Origin of the sequence: Nonomuraea sp. NPDC051191, from assembly GCF_044455665.1 — a bacterium.
GTDB lineage: Bacteria > Actinomycetota > Actinomycetes > Streptosporangiales > Streptosporangiaceae > Nonomuraea.
In genome coordinates this window covers 665,334-680,372 of the sequence record NZ_JBITEZ010000003.1, presented here as the reverse complement: position 1 = coordinate 680,372, position 15,039 = coordinate 665,334, and the positions used below count along the sequence as shown (strand labels likewise).

Annotated in this window: 14 protein-coding genes and 2 rRNA genes; 6 read left to right on the top strand and 10 right to left on the bottom strand. The window is 70.0% G+C overall.

Annotation, left to right across the window (positions count from 1 at the left end):
- Both ACIA8R_RS11675 and rrf read left to right on the top strand, forming a co-directional pair.
- A 23S ribosomal RNA gene (locus ACIA8R_RS11675) occupies nucleotides 1-97 on the top strand; the annotation flags it as partial.
- 75 nt (nucleotides 98-172) lie between these two features.
- Nucleotides 173-289: ribosomal RNA gene (rrf, locus tag ACIA8R_RS11670) — 5S ribosomal RNA — on the top strand.
- Nucleotides 290-1,214: 925 nt separating this feature from the next.
- Here the strand turns inward: rrf and ACIA8R_RS11665 are convergent.
- From ACIA8R_RS11665 to pstS, 7 genes are all read right to left on the bottom strand, one after another.
- Nucleotides 1,215-2,489, bottom strand: coding sequence for a PQQ-binding-like beta-propeller repeat protein (locus tag ACIA8R_RS11665; RefSeq protein ID WP_364085631.1), 1,275 nt, complete (start codon nucleotides 2,487-2,489; stop codon nucleotides 1,215-1,217).
- A gap of 473 nt (nucleotides 2,490-2,962) precedes the next feature.
- Nucleotides 2,963-4,312, bottom strand: coding sequence for a hypothetical protein (locus ACIA8R_RS11660; RefSeq protein ID WP_397038018.1), 1,350 nt, complete (start codon nucleotides 4,310-4,312; stop codon nucleotides 2,963-2,965).
- A gap of 514 nt (nucleotides 4,313-4,826) precedes the next feature.
- Complete coding sequence (locus tag ACIA8R_RS11655) at nucleotides 4,827-5,552, bottom strand: response regulator transcription factor (protein ID WP_397038017.1); 726 nt, start codon at nucleotides 5,550-5,552, stop codon at nucleotides 4,827-4,829.
- Entirely contained in the window at nucleotides 5,552-6,328 is a 777-nt protein-coding gene (gene pstB, locus ACIA8R_RS11650) for a phosphate ABC transporter ATP-binding protein PstB (RefSeq protein ID WP_397038015.1), read from the bottom strand. The genes ACIA8R_RS11655 and pstB overlap by 1 nt, the downstream gene beginning before the upstream one ends.
- A gap of 15 nt (nucleotides 6,329-6,343) precedes the next feature.
- Nucleotides 6,344-7,216 carry a phosphate ABC transporter permease PstA gene (pstA, locus tag ACIA8R_RS11645; protein ID WP_364085615.1) on the bottom strand — a complete coding sequence of 291 codons (873 nt, stop codon included), beginning with the start codon at nucleotides 7,214-7,216 and terminating at the stop codon, nucleotides 6,344-6,346.
- A complete protein-coding gene (gene pstC, locus ACIA8R_RS11640) occupies nucleotides 7,213-8,193 on the bottom strand; it encodes a phosphate ABC transporter permease subunit PstC (RefSeq protein WP_357697248.1) in 981 nt (326 codons plus the stop codon). Before pstC ends, pstA begins: the two co-directional genes overlap by 4 nt.
- A 6-nt stretch (nucleotides 8,194-8,199) precedes the next feature.
- Nucleotides 8,200-9,315, bottom strand: a complete 1,116-nt coding sequence (gene pstS / locus ACIA8R_RS11635) for a phosphate ABC transporter substrate-binding protein PstS (protein WP_357697250.1) — start codon at nucleotides 9,313-9,315, stop codon at nucleotides 8,200-8,202.
- 137 nt (nucleotides 9,316-9,452) lie between these two features.
- On the opposite strand from pstS, the gene ACIA8R_RS11630 reads away from it, so the two are divergent.
- From ACIA8R_RS11630 to ACIA8R_RS11620, 3 genes are all read left to right on the top strand, one after another.
- The gene (locus ACIA8R_RS11630; RefSeq protein WP_397038012.1) at nucleotides 9,453-9,926 is read left to right on the top strand and encodes a low molecular weight protein-tyrosine-phosphatase; all 474 of its coding nucleotides are present in this window, start codon (nucleotides 9,453-9,455) and stop codon (nucleotides 9,924-9,926) included.
- Entirely contained in the window at nucleotides 9,913-10,698 is a 786-nt protein-coding gene (locus ACIA8R_RS11625; RefSeq protein ID WP_397038011.1) for a fructosamine kinase family protein, read from the top strand. The genes ACIA8R_RS11630 and ACIA8R_RS11625 overlap by 14 nt, the downstream gene beginning before the upstream one ends.
- A 165-nt stretch (nucleotides 10,699-10,863) precedes the next feature.
- Nucleotides 10,864-11,235: an Rv3235 family protein gene (locus ACIA8R_RS11620; protein WP_397038009.1), complete on the top strand. Its 372-nt coding sequence runs from the start codon at nucleotides 10,864-10,866 to the stop codon at nucleotides 11,233-11,235.
- A gap of 17 nt (nucleotides 11,236-11,252) precedes the next feature.
- Here the strand turns inward: ACIA8R_RS11620 and hisN are convergent, their stop codons facing one another.
- On the bottom strand, nucleotides 11,253-12,086 hold the full coding sequence (hisN, locus tag ACIA8R_RS11615; protein ID WP_397038007.1) for a histidinol-phosphatase: 834 nt from the start codon (nucleotides 12,084-12,086) through the stop codon (nucleotides 11,253-11,255).
- 53 nt (nucleotides 12,087-12,139) lie between these two features.
- On the opposite strand from hisN, the gene ACIA8R_RS11610 reads away from it, so the two are divergent.
- Nucleotides 12,140-12,595, top strand: a complete 456-nt coding sequence (locus tag ACIA8R_RS11610; protein WP_357697258.1) for a DUF4442 domain-containing protein — start codon at nucleotides 12,140-12,142, stop codon at nucleotides 12,593-12,595.
- Nucleotides 12,596-12,607: 12 nt separating this feature from the next.
- On the opposite strand, the gene rsgA is transcribed toward ACIA8R_RS11610, so the two are convergent.
- Nucleotides 12,608-13,639 (bottom strand): ribosome small subunit-dependent GTPase A, encoded by a 1,032-nt coding sequence (gene rsgA / locus ACIA8R_RS11605; RefSeq protein ID WP_357697764.1) that lies wholly within the window; start codon nucleotides 13,637-13,639, stop codon nucleotides 12,608-12,610.
- A gap of 94 nt (nucleotides 13,640-13,733) precedes the next feature.
- Nucleotides 13,734-15,008 carry a 3-phosphoshikimate 1-carboxyvinyltransferase gene (gene aroA / locus ACIA8R_RS11600; RefSeq protein WP_397038005.1) on the bottom strand — a complete coding sequence of 425 codons (1,275 nt, stop codon included), beginning with the start codon at nucleotides 15,006-15,008 and terminating at the stop codon, nucleotides 13,734-13,736.
- Nucleotides 15,009-15,039: the final 31 nt, after the last annotated feature.

Here is a 15,039-nt window from a genome sequence, read left to right as displayed (position 1 = left end):
GTAAGGCTCCCGGTAGACGACCGGGTTGATAGGCCGGAGGTGGAAGCATGGTAACGTGTGGAGCTGACCGGTACTAATAGGCCGAGGACTTGACCTCAAAGCATATTGCTCGCGTCCACTAGGCAATTCTGAGACAGCAAACGGCGTTGTTCGTTTGACAGTTTCATAGGGTTACGGCGGTTATGGCGGGAAGGAAACACCCGGTTACATTCCGAACCCGGAAGTTAAGCTTCTCTGCGCCGATGGTACTGCACTCGGGAGGGTGTGGGAGAGTAGGTCACCGCCGGACAATCTTTTGAAAGGGCTTCGACTTAGGTCGGGGCCCTTTCTGCATGTCTGGAGCATTCTCCACGCGCCTGGTTCTCTTCGAGGGCATATGGGCGTGGTGGTGTGGCTGGCCGCGCTCCGGGATGTCGCGGCTGGTGCTGCGCTCGGGCTGGCGTGAGGTGTGGGCCGGCAGGGTGGGCACTCGCGAGGGTGCGGGCCGGTGCTGGGTGGGCCGGGGCTTCGGGTGCGTGATGGGGCGAGGCCGTGCGATGGGGACTGCGGGATGCGCCGGGTGAAACAGCTGGCGAGCGCGGTTGCGGGTCCCCTGGCGGGCGGCAGGTGTGGGGCAATGGGCGTGGCGGCGGGTGCTGCGCGCCGGGCCGTCGGCATTTGAGAGGCGACGGCTGGGATGGTGTCGGAGCGGTAGGCCATTGAGCGCGGCGTCACCGGCTCGTTAGAGGCGGGCAGCGAACGGTCCGGTTTGACGGGGCAGACAGCCGACGGTCGCCTCCCACTGAAACCGACACCCCCCACACACCCAGGGAACCAGCCCACACCCTCAGTTTCCCCACCCTCTTGCCCCAGATCCCAGGGACACCTCCCCGGGGGCTCCGCCCAACCACACCCAGGCGCCTCCACCCTCCAGTAGCGCCCCTCACGAGCATCACAACCGCGCCCTCCATGAGAAGGCGAACCCCACCCTGCGTCCCCCGCCCGATCAGAGACCTTCACACAGCAGCGCACTGCCCCACCACCGGGCCCGTTTCAAAGCCTTCACAACCCGGGCCTGTCCGAAGCCCTGCGCCTGACAACGTGGCTCTTCCACCACCTGCTCTCGGCAGAGAGGCTCGGTAGGGCGGCGGGGGTTCTAGCGGGAGGCCTGTGGGGTTGCTGGATATGGGAGAAGGGCCTCACGCGGGATGCGTGGGGCCCTTCTGCGTTGGAGGTCAGTCGGACTTTGTGTTGACGTAGGTGACGGCGTACTTGGTGGCTACGGAGGTCCAGGGGACGGTGATCACTGCGCCGTTGCGTTCGAAGACGTGGGCCTTTTCGGCTTCCGTGCCGTACTTCTGGGGGAGGGTGGCCAGTTCGGTCACCTTGCCGGTGGCGGCGTCCAGGCGGATGAGGCGGGGGGCCAGGTCGCGGCGGTCGCCCGTTTCCACGGCCAGCAGGCCCTTATCGTCGGCGCGGATGTAGGTGAGGATCGTGTCGTGGGTGCCGGAGGATTCCCACAGTTGCTTGCCGGTCTTCAGGTCGAAGGCCAGGGCCTTGTTGCGGGAGCGCATGCTCTGCGGGACGTTCTCCGGGAACGAGGCCAGGTAGAGGCGGTCGCCGTGGATGGTGTAGCGGCGTTGTTCGTACAGGCCGCTGACGAAGGCCACGGTGTTCATGGCGAGCATGTCCACCTCCGCGGTCTTGATCTCGGTCACCTTGGTGGCGGTGTCGGAGTAGACGGTGAAGCTGTTCTGGCCGCCGGACTCGTTGCGGATGATGGCGGGGGAGGCCGACAGGAGGCTGCTCATCAGGCCGAGCTGGCCGAGGGGGGCCTGCTTGGTGATCTTGCCGGTTCCCGGGTCGATGTACTGGAGGCGGGTGCCGCCTCTGAAGGTGCAGTCGAGGATCACGGCGACCCGGGTGGGGGCGGTGTTGATGTCCTTGATATGGCAGCCGTCGTCGCGGGAGGTGGTGGCGCTCCACGCCTTGCGGCCGTCGGAGAGGCGGTAGGCGGTGACCGAGTCGTTCAGCTCGGTGACGGCCACGCCGTCGGCGCTCATGATGCGGGGGACGTTGATGGAGTTCGCGAGGGTGGACTTCTCGGCCGGAATCTTGATCTTCCAGGTGAGTTTGCCCGTGGTGGTGTCGATGCCGGCCAGGTGGTCGCACGAGGTGTTGCTGCCGTACGCGATGGCGGCCTTGCCCTGTGACAGGTCCGGGGTGGCGCCGCAGAGCTGGGCGCCCGGTGAGGGGATGCCCCAGGCACGTTTCCCGGAGGTGAGGTCGTAGGCCAGGACGCCGTCCTTCTGGGCGCGGATGACGACCTTGTCGGTCAGCCAGCTGCCGAAGGCCAGGGCGGTGGTGAAGTCCCAGCTTCCGGCGTTGGGGAGGGGGACGTCCCATTCACCTGCGCTGTCCCCGCCGCCGAACGCGGTGATGCCCCCGCTGGTGGTTCCCGTGGTGGCGACGAACCAGGCGGTGCCCGTGCTGACGGAGAGGAGGACCACGGCCGCGCCGGTGGCGAGCAGGGCGGTCTTCCACTTGGGGCGGGGGCTCTGCTGGGGGTGCGTGGGCGCGGGGTAGCCGCCGTTCGCGGGAGGCTGCAGGCGTTGTCCGTATGGCGAGGGAGCGCCGGGCGAGGGGGAGTTCGGTGGGTATGCGGCTGGGTTGCCCGTCGGTGGCGGGTAGGGAGCCGCGCCCGTCGGGGGCGGGGGATAGCCCGTCGGGGACTGAGGGTAGGAAGGCGCCCCGGTGGGGGCGTAGGAGGTCGGGCCCGCGGTCGGTTGTGGGTGGCCCGCGGGTGGGTAGGCGGTCGGGGGCGTCCCTTGTGGGGGATATGCGGCGGGGCTCTGGGGCCACGGCTGGGAGGGCGGGGGGTAGGAGCCGGGAGTGGACGCCGGCTGGCCGTACGGGTTGGGGGGTTGGTGGCCGTACGGGCCGGGTGGGGTGTTGGAGTGGTCGGTCATGGTTGGTTCCCCGTTCAGGCCAGCTGCCCGCGGACGTACGACGTCCACTGCCGTTCGAAGTCCGCCTTGCTCACGCCCAGCACCTTGAACAGTGCCGTCTCGCCCTCGTCGCCCTTGGCCCGGTAGGACGCGACCACGGCGGTGGTCAGCTTCTGCTCGCCGTACTTCTGGGCGATGTAGCGCATGGCGAGGTGTCCCATCAGATAGTGCACGTTCGTCATGCCGTTGGAGTCCCAGGACGGGTTGTCAGGGAGATGGCCGGAGAAGGGCGTGCTGAGGCGCCCGGCCACGTACGCGCGGCCTTCCTGGACGCGGATGTTCTGGTTGAGCGGCCGGCCGCGGTTGGCGGCGTACTCGGCGAAGCCCTCGATGACCCAGTTCGGCTTGCCGAAGAGGGAGAAGTCGGCGCTGTCCAGGCCGGCCAGGAGGGAGTGGGCCAGCTCGTGCGTGCTGATCTCCAGGATGCCGCCGGAGGACCGGAAGAAGCTTGAGGTGGTGTCCATGACGACCCGCGTGCCGCCGACCTTCACGTCGTCGCCCAGCGAGTTCCAGGCGAGCATGGGGATGGACACGCCCGCTTCGTGCGCCTTCTCCTTGCGGAACAGGTTGCCGAGCTGGTTCTGTCCCTCCACCAGCGCGACCACGAATCCGGCCGGTACGGGCGCGGACGGGTCGCCGTTGCGCTTCCAGAAGTCCAGGTTCTTCTTCGCCGCGCCGGCGACCACCGGGGCGACGCGCCTGGCCATGGCCGCGTCCTGGGGACGGGCCAGGACGACGCTGGCCCCCGCGCGGACCACGGCGATGTCCGGCCAGATGTCCCACGGGCCCGGGTAGTACACGGACTTGGAGCCTTCGCTCACCATCGGCGGTGGCGCGCCGTCCACCTTGGTGACGACCAGCGGCGCGTCCTTGGACGCCTTCTCCAGCGTCCAGCGGTACCACTCCGAGACCGGCCGCAGGTCGATGCCGGCGAACCGGTGGACGAACGCGACGTCCTGCGTGAACTTCAGGGCCCGCCCGAAGCTGTCCTCGGCGCGGCCCTCGCGGCGCATCACCTTGTACGACGCCTCGCTGAGCGGCACCTTGCGCAGGTTCGTGAACACCTTGCGCTGGTCGCGGATGAGCGCCGCGTTGCCCTTGTCGAAGATGGAGGTGAACGCGTCGGCGTTGCCGCTGCTCAACGCCTTGCCGTGCTCGTAGACCAGCTTGTTGATCTCCTGGTCGGTGACGACCACGGCGTTCGGGTCGCTCTTGCCCGACGCCTCCTGCCGCAGCGGGTCCTGGACGCCGCCTATGCGCCCCCGCAGGACGAAGCCGACCCCGGCGCCCACGGCGATCGCCGCCACGAGCGAGACGATGCCCATGGTGACCCAGAAGCCGGTCCTGCGCCTGGGAGGAGGAAGAGGAGTGGGAGGTGGTGGTGGCGGCGGCTGCATGCCCGGCCACTGTTGCTGCTGTTGCCCCTGATACTGCGGATAAGTCGGCCCCGTTGTCACTTTTGCCCCGAGAGTGCTGGGAAACCCCGAAAGAGGGGAATCGTACCAGTGGTCACATCGCCAGTCTGGGGGGTGGTCGGGGTCTTCGCGCAAGGTGGAGTAGGTGAAGATGATTTCCAGCCACTCCTGGCGGTCTGTCGTCATTCTTCGTGATAATTCACGGCGTGATCGCGGGCGGCGCGAGAACGTTTGGCGAACGGCTGATCACCGCCGGCACGGCCAAGGTCCAGATTCTGATGGCGGCGCGGCGGGATTCACATAGGCCGGCGGGAGGCGCAGTGGATGACCACGTTCGCCTGATGGAGGCGCTGGTGTCCGGGGCCGCGGGCACGACTACGCGGTCGCCGTCCTCGCCGAAGTGGGGGCGGCGTCGCCGAACGGATCAGGCGCGGCTTCCGGAGCTGCCCGGCGTGACCAGCCGGTAGCCGACGCCGCGAACGGTCTGGATGAGCCGGTCGTCGTTGTCGCCCAGGCGCGCCCGGAGGCGTTTGACGTGCACCGCGATGGTGTTCGTCGAGGTGGTCGCGGCGGCGTGCCACACGTGCCGCATGATCTGCTCGCGGGTGACCGTGCGGTCGGCGTTGCGCATCAGGTACTGCAGCAGCTCGAACTCGCGCAGCGGCAGGTGCACCGCGCGGCCGTCGACGCGTACCTGATACGCCTGGACGTCCAGCTCGACGGCGCCGACGGCCAGCACCTTGCGGGACTCGGGGGAGGCCGCCTGGATGAAGGGCAGCAGTTCCGGCACCCGGTACGGCCGGGCGACGCAGGCCGCCGCCCCCGCCGCGAGCGCGCGTACGGCCTGCTCGGCGTTGCCCTCGCCGACGCCGAGCAGGACCGGTACGGCTCGCGCGAGCCGTACCGCGCGGACGAACTCCACCGCGTCGATGACCGGGAGCGTGGCCGACACGAGCACCACGTCCGGCTGCAGCGCCCCGGCCTGCAGCAGCCCTTGGGCGCCGTCCGGCGCGCCGGTGACGGCCACGCCCTCGCGTTCCAGCGCCGTGGCCAGGTCTTCGACGACGCCTTCGTCGGGGTCGGCGATGAGCAGTACGGGCTTGGTCCGCGTGTCCCCGTTCATCGTGGATGCCGCCTGCTGTGGGGTCATCAGCCGAAGCGTCCCGTGATGTAGTCCTCTGTCGCCTTCTCCGAGGGGTTGGTGAACATGCGGGAGGTCTCGTCCATCTCGATGACCTTGCCGGGCTTGCCCTGGGCGGCCAGGTTGAAGAACGCGGTCCGGTCGCTGACGCGGGCGGCCTGCTGCATGTTGTGGGTCACGATCACGATCGTGAACTCTTCCTTGAGCTGGGCCATCAGGTCCTCGATGGCCAGCGTCGAGATCGGGTCGAGCGCCGAGCACGGCTCGTCCATGAGCAGGACCTGCGGCTTGACCGCGATGGCGCGGGCGATGCACAGGCGCTGCTGCTGACCGCCGGACAGGCCGGCGCCGGGCTTGTTCAGCCGGTCCTTGACCTCGTTCCAGAGGTTGGCGCCCTTCAGCGAATCCTCCACGATGCCGTCGAGGGTGGACTTGCCGACCCGGCCGTTGAGGCGGAGCCCGGCGGCCACGTTCTCGTAGATCGACATCGTGGGGAACGGGTTGGGGCGCTGGAAGACCATGCCGACCATCCGGCGGACCGAGACGGGCTCGACGGTGGGGGCGTACAGGTCCTCGCCGTCGAGCAGGACCTTGCCCTCGACGCGGGCGCCGGGGATCACCTCGTGCATGCGGTTGAGCGTGCGCAGGAACGTCGACTTGCCGCATCCGGACGGGCCGATGAACGCGGTGATCGAGCGCGGCTCGATGGTCATCGACACGTCTTCGATCGCCTTGTGCGACCCGTAGTACGCGTCGAGGCCCGAGACCTGGATCTGCTTGGACATTGTGGCGGTTACCCCCTATCGGCCCCTGGCGGGCCTGCGCCACCAGGCGATCAGGCGCGCCACCAGGTTGAGCAGCATGACGATCAGGATCAGCGTGAGGGCTCCGGCCCAGGCGCGGTCGATGGCGGTGTCGTTGGGACGGGCCGCCTGGTCGAAGACGAAGAGAGGAAGGCCCATCTGCGGCCCGCTGAACGGATCGTTGTTGATGGAGTCGGTGAAGAACACCGTGAGCAGCAGCGGCGCGGTCTCGCCGGCCACGCGGGCGACGGCCAGCATGACGCCGGTGACGATGCCGGTGAACGCGGTCGGCAGCACGACCTTCAGGATCGTGCGCCACTTGGCCACGCCCAGCGCGTACGACGCCTCCCGCAGGTCGTTGGGCACCAGCCGGAGCATCTCCTCGGCCGATCTGACCACGGTCGGCATCATCAGGATCGACAGCGCGAGCGCGCCGGCGAAGCCGGAGAACGGGTTGCCCAGGAAGAGCACCCAGAAGGCGAGGATGAACAGGCCGGAAACGACTGAAGGGACGCCGGTCATGACGTCCACGAAGAAGCTGATGGCCCGGCTCAGCCGGCCGCCGTGGCCGTACTCGACCAGGTAGATGGCGGTGAACAGGCCGATCGGGACCGAGATGAGCGAGGCCAGCAGGACCTGCTCCAGCGTGCCGATGATGGCGTGGTAGGCGCCGCCGCCGACGTCGCGGGCGCCGATGTTCCGCATCGAGTGGGTGAGGAACTCCAGGTCGAAGCGGGGCAGGCCGTTCGAGATCACCAGCCAGAGGACCGAGATGAGCGGCACCACGGCCAGCGCGAACGCCAGATAGACCAGCCCCTGGACGAACCTGTCCTTGATCCGGCGGCCGGTTGAGATGTGCTGGATGGTCATGCCCCTACCGCCCTGAACTCCTTGCGCCGGTTGATCACCATGCGTGCGCCCATGTTGACCAGCAGCGTGATGACGAACAGCACCAGACCGGAGGCGATCAGCGCACCTCGGCCGACCTGCGTGGCCTCGCCGAAGCCGTTGGCGATGTTGGCCGCGATGCTGTTGGCGTGCGGGGTGAGGATCTCGAAGCTGATGTCGAAGGTGGCGGGGAAGATCAGCGCGACCGCGATGGTCTCGCCCATCGCGCGGCCGAGGCCGAGCATGGCGGCGCTGATGACGCCCGGGCGGCCGAACGGCAGCACGGCCATCCTGATCATTTCCCAGCGGGTGGCGCCGAGCGCCAGGGCCGCCTCCTCGTTCATCTTCGGGGCCTGGAGGAAGACCTCGCGCGAGATGGCCGCGATGATCGGCAGGATCATGATCGCCAGGACGATGCCGCCGGCGAGCATGGTCTTGCCGCCGATGGCCCCTTCGCCGGAGAACAGCGGGAACCAGCCGAGGTTCTCGTTGAGCCACTGCGACGGCGTGCGCAGCAGCGGCACCAGGAACGTCACGCCCCACAGGCCGTAGACGACGCTGGGCACGGCGGCCAGCAGGTCGACCAGGTAGCCGAGCGGCCCGGCCAGGCGGCGGGGCGCGTAGTGGGAGATGAACAGCGCCACGCCCACCGCGATGGGGGTGGCGATGACCAGCGCGATCGCCGAGCTGAGGACGGTGCCGAAGGCCAGCGCGCCGATGCCGAACACCTGGCTGCCGTTGGGCTCCCAGATCAGGTCGGTGAAGAAGTTGCCCTTGTTCGCCTGCAGGGCCGGGACGGCCTCGCTGATGAGGAAGACGGCGATGGCCGCCATGATCCCCAACAGCAGGACGCCGGCACCGGTGGAGACGAACTTGAAGGGGCCTTCACCATGGCTGCGCCGCGAGGCGGACCGGCCCGTGGCCGGCCCGCCCCCACGGGTACGAACGTTGGTCGTCATGTTCTGCTAGGAGATCGCGCCGACGGCGGTGCGGACCTTGGTGAGCAGCTCGCCCGCGAGCGGGGCGTAGCCGAGCTCCTTCAGCGCGGCCTGGCCCTCGTCGCTGGAGGTGTAGGTGAGGAACTCCTTGACGATCTTCGCCTGCTCGGGCGCGAGGCCCTTCTCGCAGGTGATCTCGTACGTCACCAGCACGATCGGGTACGCGCCCGCGGTCTTGGTGGCGTAGTCGATGCTCAGCTTCAGGTCGTTGCCGGTGCCGGTGATCTCGGCGGTCTCGACCGTCTTGGCCGCGCTGTCGGCGGTCAGCTCGACGAACTCGCCGGAGCCGTTGGCGACCTTGGCCTTGCTGAGCTGGGAGTTCTCGGCGAAGGAGAGCTCGACGTAGCCGATGGAGCCCTCGGTGCTCTTGACGCTGGCCGCGACCTGGTCGGAGCCCTTGGCGCCCTGGCCCTTGGCCTCGGCGGGCCACGCCTTGGCGGGCTCGTACGGCCAGCCGGCGGTCGCCTTGAGGAACTTGGTGAAGTTGTCGCTGGTGCCCGACTCGTCCGAGCGGTGGAAGGCCGAGATCGGCGTCGACGGGAGCTTGGCGTCGGGGTTGTCGGCCTTGATGGCCGCGTCGTCCCACTTGGTGATCTTGCTGTCGAAGATGCCGCCGATGGTCTTGGGCGACAGCTGCAGGCCGTCCACGCCGGGGACGTTGTAGACCACCGCGACCGGGCCGGTCACCATCGGGATGTTGATGGCCTTGCCGGTCTTGCACCGGGCGTCGGCCTGGGCGGGCTCGCCCTTGTCGTCCTTGAGGGCGGAGTCGGAACCCGCGAAGTCGACCGTGCCCGCGATGAACGACTGCACACCGGCACCCGAACCGCTCGGCTGGTAGTTCAGGCTCACGCCCGAGTTCTTGGCCTGGAAGTCCTTCTTCCACTGGTCGATCGCGTTGGCCTGGGCCGAGGAGCCGGCGGCGTTGATGGTGCCGCTCAGGCCGTTGTCGTTGCCCGCGGCGGGTGCGCTGGCGGCGGTGGTGCCGTTCGTGCTCCCCGAGCTGTTGTTGTCTGTGCCGCACGCAGCGAGCGAGAGCGCGCCGACGACGGCGACGGCGGCGAGCCGGCCTGCATACTTCACGGTTGGGTTCCCCTCACTTGGTCCTTAGTCGTCCATGAAGTTATGCAGGCAAAGTGACTCAGACCCCCCAACAAGGGTGAACGTTCGGTGAACGCGCCTGGTCATCTCCATCAATTTGACCAGGGAAGATGGGATCCATGAGCTATCGCGTGTGTCTCGTGTGCATGGGGAACATCTGTCGTTCACCGATGGCCGAGGTGGTGCTCCGGCGCACCCTGGACGAGCACGGGCTCGGCGGCCGGGTCGTCGTCGAGAGCGCGGGCACCGGCGGCTGGCACGTCGGCGACCCGATGGACGAGCGGGCGCTGGGCATCCTGGCCGAGCACGGCTACGACGGCGCCGCCCACCGCGCCAGGCAGTTCACCGAGGACTGGTTCGACCGCTACGACCTGGTGCTGGCGATGGACCGGGACAACGCGGCCAACCTGCGCCGGCTGGTCCCCGGCGGGGTCGAGGTGCGCCTGTTCCGCTCGTTCGACGCCGGCGCGCCGGACGGTGCCGAGGTGCCCGACCCCTATTACGGTGGCCGCGAGGGCTTCGAGGAGGTGCTGACCATGCTGGAGACGGCCTCGGAGGGCGTGGCCGGGCACATCGCCGATGAGATCGACTGAGGACCTCGGCTCCTCCCACGGTTGGCGGCTGCTCAGAGGCGTGCTGCCGGACGGGCGGGAGGTGTTCGCCAAGCTCGGCGCGGCCTCCGACGTGTTCGCCTCCGAGGCCGCCGCGCTGCGCTGGCTGGGTGAGGCGATCACCGTGCCCGAGGTCGTGGAGGTGGGCCCGGACCGGCTGGTGTTGTCGTGGGTGCCGCAGGAGGCGCCCACCGCGGCGGCGGCCGTGCGGTTCGGCGGCGACCTGGCCCGTCTGCATCGGGCCGGGGCCGACGGGTTCGGCGCGCCCTGGCCGGGGTTCATCGCCGAGCTGCCCATGGACAACTCGCCGGACGGCGACTGGCCCTCCTTCTACGCGACCCGGCGGGTGCTGCCGTTCCTGCGCCTGGCGCGGCTGCCGGCCCGGGACGCGGCGCTGGTGGAGCGGGCCGTGGAACGGTTCGCCGAGGTGGCCGGGCCGCCCGAGCCCCCGGCCCGCGTCCACGGGGACCTGTGGAGCGGGAACGTGTTGTGGTCCGGCGGCACGGGGGTGCTCGTCGATCCGGCGGCCCACGGCGGGCATCGGGAGACGGATCTGGCCATGCTCGCCCTGTTCGGGCTGCCGTACCTGGATCAGGTGATGGGGGCCTACCGGGAGGAGTTCCCGCTCGCGCCGGGGTGGCGGGAGCGGGTGCCGCTGCACCAGTTGCATCCGCTGCTGGTGCACGTGGTCCTGTACGGAGGTTCCTACCGCGATTCACTGATGAATGCGGTCGCCAGGGTGTTGTCGCTGTGAACAACCGATAAAGAAATAGGGGATCCAGCTCGGGGAAGCCTTTCTTCGCCCAAGCGGATGAAAGAGGACGATGGCCGGGTAAAGTTGGCGGATTTCGTATCCGGCGGCCCCGGCCGGAAACTCATTAAGGCGTTTCCTTCTTCCCCCTGAGTAATTGGAGGACGCATGGCGGACGACCTCACCCACGGCGCACTGGCCCTGACCCCGCTGGTCTGGGGGCCGCCCGGGGCCCGGCCCGACGGGCGCAGGCTGCGTCAGCTCGGGCAGGCGCTGGCCGAGGTGCTGACCGGCCGTCGTCCGCCGGAGTCGGTGGCCGACCGGCTCACCGGCCGGGCCTACCGCGACCTCGTCAGGGCCGGGCGGATGATCTCCGCCGAGCGGCCGCCGTTCGTCGGGAGCCCGCACGTCAAGGAGCCCAGGGAAGGGGCTGTGGAGATGTGCCTGCTGGTGCATTGCGGTGAACGCAGCCACGTTCTGGCCGTACGGCTGGAGCGGCACGGACACCAATGGTTGTGCACCGACTTCGAGACGGCCTGAGGGCGGGCCGCCCCGGCTCAGGAGATGATCGTGGTGCCGTTGAGGCGGTTGAGCACCTCGTCGTGGAGGGCGCCGTTCGTGCAGACCAGGCTGCCGCCCTCCAGCCCGCGCACGCCGGCGAGGTCGGTCCACACGCCGCCGGCCTCCTCGACGATCACGGTCAGGGCCGCCATGTCCCAGGGGGACAGTTCCGGCTCGGCGGACACGTCGGCCGAGCCCTCGGCGACCATCATGTGCGACCAGAAGTCGCCGTATGCGCGGGTGCGCCAGCAGGTGCGGCCGAGGTCGAGGAAGTTGTCCAGCTTGCCGAGCTTCTCCCAGCCGCCGAAGCTGGAGTAGGAGAAGGAGGCGTCCTCCAGCCTGGCGACCGAGGAGACGTTCATCCTGGTGGCCTTCGCCAGGCTCCTGCCGGTCCACGCGCCGCCGCCGGTCGCCGCCCACCAGCGCCGGCCGAGCGCGGGGGCCGACACCAGGCCGACGACGACCTTGCCGTACTCCATGAGCGCGATCAGCGTGGCCCAGACGGGCACGCCGCGCACGTAGTTCTTGGTGCCGTCGATGGGGTCGATGATCCACGACCGGGCTCCCCACCCGGTCTTGCCGAACTCCTCGCCCACCACCGCGTCGCGGGGCCGGGCGCGGCGCAGCGTGCCGCGGATGGCCTCCTCGACGGCGCGGTCGGCGTCGCTGACCGGCGTCAGGTCGGGCTTGGTCTCGACCTTGAGGTCGACCGCCTTGAACCGCCGCATGGTCAGGTCGTCGGCGGCGTCCGCCATGACGTGAGCGAGGCGTAGATTGTCGTTGTAACCCTGCACGGTCAGCCACGCTATCGCGTCAGTCGTGCCGGACATCAGTCACCGGCGCCCTTTTCTGGTAACTCCCTTTTCACCTACTGACCAGTAACATGTCTCCTATGTCCATTGATGTAGGTGCCTTCCTCCTCGAAACCGTTCCATTCGCCCGTACTTTGGGGATCGTGTTCGACTCGGTCGAGGACGGCCGGGCGGAGTGCCGGCTGCCGGACCGGCCCGAGCTGCACAACCACGTGGCCGGGCCGCACGCGGGCACGCTGTTCACCCTGGCCGAGTCGGCGTCGGGGGCGGCGGTGCTGTCCAGGTTCGGCGACCAGCTCAGCCGGAGCGTGCCGCTGCCCACGACGGCGACCATCGAGTTCCGGAAGGTGGCCCTGGGGGAGGTGCGGGCCGAGGCGCGGGTGGCGGCCACCAGGGAGGAGGTCGTCGCGAAGCTGGACGCCGGTGAGCGCCCGGTCTTCGACGTGCTGGTCGACGTGCGGGACGCGGCCGGCACCCTGGTCACCAGCCTGACCGTCACCTGGACCCTGCGCCCCAACCGCCCCTGAACCCGCCGGGGGTCAGGCGGCCGGCTCGTCGGGGGCGCCCTCGCGGCTGGACAGCAGGCGGCGCAGCGACTCCAGGCGGGCCGGGTCGGCGTTGCCCTCGGCCGCCCAGGCGTCGAGCGCGCACCCGTCGCCGAGATGGGTGCAGCCCTTCGGGCAGGTGACCGTGCCCTCGACCAGATCGGGGAAGGCGGCCAGCACGGTCTCGACCGACACGTGGGCCAGGCCGAAACTGCGCACCCCCGGCGTGTCGATGATCCAGCCGCCCTCGGGCAGCTCCAGCGCGACGGCCGAGGTGGAGGTGTGACGGCCGCGGCCGGTGACCGCGTTGACGTGCGAGACCGCGCGGTTGGCGTCGGGCACCAGGGCGTTGACCAGGGTGGACTTGCCCACGCCCGAATGGCCCACCAGCACGCTGATGCGGCCGGCCAGATGCTCGCGCAGCTCGTCGAGCGAGCCGCCCTTGTGGACCACGATGTGCGGCACGCCCAGCGGCTCGTACAGGGCGACCAGCTCGTCCGGCGGGGCGAGGTCGGACTTGGTGAGGCAGAGCAGCGCGTCGATCTCGGCGTCGAACGCCGCCACCAGGATCCGGTCGATCATCCGGGGCCGGGGCGGCGGGTCGGCCAGCGCGGTGACGATCACGAGCTGGTCGGCGTTGGCCACGACCGGGCGCTCGATGCCGTCGGTGTCGTCGGTGTCGTCGGCCGAGCGGCGCAACATCGAGGTGCGCGGTTCCACCCGGACCACCCTGGCCAGCGTGTCGGGGCGGCCCGACACGTCGCCCACCAGGGCCACCCGGTCGCCGACCACGATGCCCTTGCGGCCCAGCTCGCGGGCCTTCATGGCGACCACCAGCCGGCGCTGCTGCTGCTTGCGCTTGTGGCCGCGCTCGGGCTCGACCAGGGTCGTGTAGCGGCCCCGGTCGACGGCGACCACGAAGCCCTCCACGGCGTCCTCGTGCGCGGGACGGATGCGGGTGCGCGGGCGCGAGCCCTTGCCCGGCCTGACCCGTACGTCGTCCTCGTCGTACTCCCGCTTTCTCAGCGGTCCGCTCCCATGCGCTCGCTTCCTCTCACCATGCCGGACCCTCCTGCGAATTGCCCCCGCCGCCTGCCGCGAAACGCCCGATCAACGCCGCTCATCGGGACTCCAGCATGGCCGCCCACATCTGGACGAACTCGGGCAGCGTCTTGGCGGTCGTCGCGATGTTCTCCACCTCGACGCCCGGCACCGCGAGGCCGATCACGGCGCCGGCCGTGGCCATGCGGTGGTCGTCGTAGCTGTGGAACACGCCGCCGTGCAGCGGGCGCGGGCGGATGAGCAGGCCGTCGGCCGTCTCCTCGACGTCACCGCCGAGTGCGTTGATCTCGGTGGCCAGCGCGGCCAGCCGGTCGGTCTCGTGGCCGCGCAGGTGGCCGATGCCGCGGATGCGGCTCGGCGTGGTGGCCAGGGCGGCCAGCGCGGCGATCGTGGGGGTCAGCTCGCCCACCTCGTGCAGGTCGGCGTCGAGGCCCTTGACCTCGCCCGTGCCGGTGACGAGCAGGTCGTCGCCGTCGCGGGTCACCGTGGCGCCCATGGTGGTGAGCAGGCCGCGCAGCGCGTCGCCCGGCTGGGTGGTCTCCGGTGGCCAGCCGGGGACGGTGACCGTGCCGCCCGTGACCAGCGCGGCGGCCAGGAAGGGGGCCGCGTTGGACAGGTCGGGCTCGACCGTCATGTCCCTGGCCGCGATCGGGCCCGGCTCGACCCGCCACACGTCGCGCTCGGCGTCGTCGACCCTGACCCCGGCCTCCCGCAGCATGTGCACGGTCATCTCGATGTGCGGCTGGGACGGCACCGGCGGGCCGACGTGGCGGATCGTGACGCCCTTCTCGAACCGCGCCGCCGTCAGCATCAGCCCCGAGACGAACTGCGAGGAGCCGGAGGCGTCGATCGTGACCTCGCCGCCGGTCAGCGGCCCGCTGATCGTGAACGGCAGCGCGTCGTTGTCGATGCGTGCCCCCAGCACGCGCAGGGCGTCGAGGATCGGGCCCATCGGGCGCCTGCGGGCGTAGGGGTCGCCGTCGAAGAAGACCGGCCCGTCGGCCAGCGCCGCCATCGGCGGGACGAACCGCATGACCGTGCCCGCCAGACCGGCGTCGATGCGGGCGCCGCCGCTGACCGGGCCCGGCGTCACCTCCCAGTCGACCGCGTCGGTGGTCTCGCGCACGGCCGTCAGCGTGGCGCCCAGCGCGCGCAGGGCCGAGACCATGAGGTCGGCGTCGCGGCTGCGCAGCGCCTGGCGCACGACGCCCGGACCGTCGGCCAGCGCGGCCAGCAGCAGCGCGCGGTTGGTGACGGACTTGGAGCCGGGCAGGCGGACGGAGGCGTTGACGGGGGTGGCGGCCGTCGGCGCGGGCCAGTGCTGAGCGGGCATGTCCAAAGCCTACTGGGCCTGGTACGGCGCG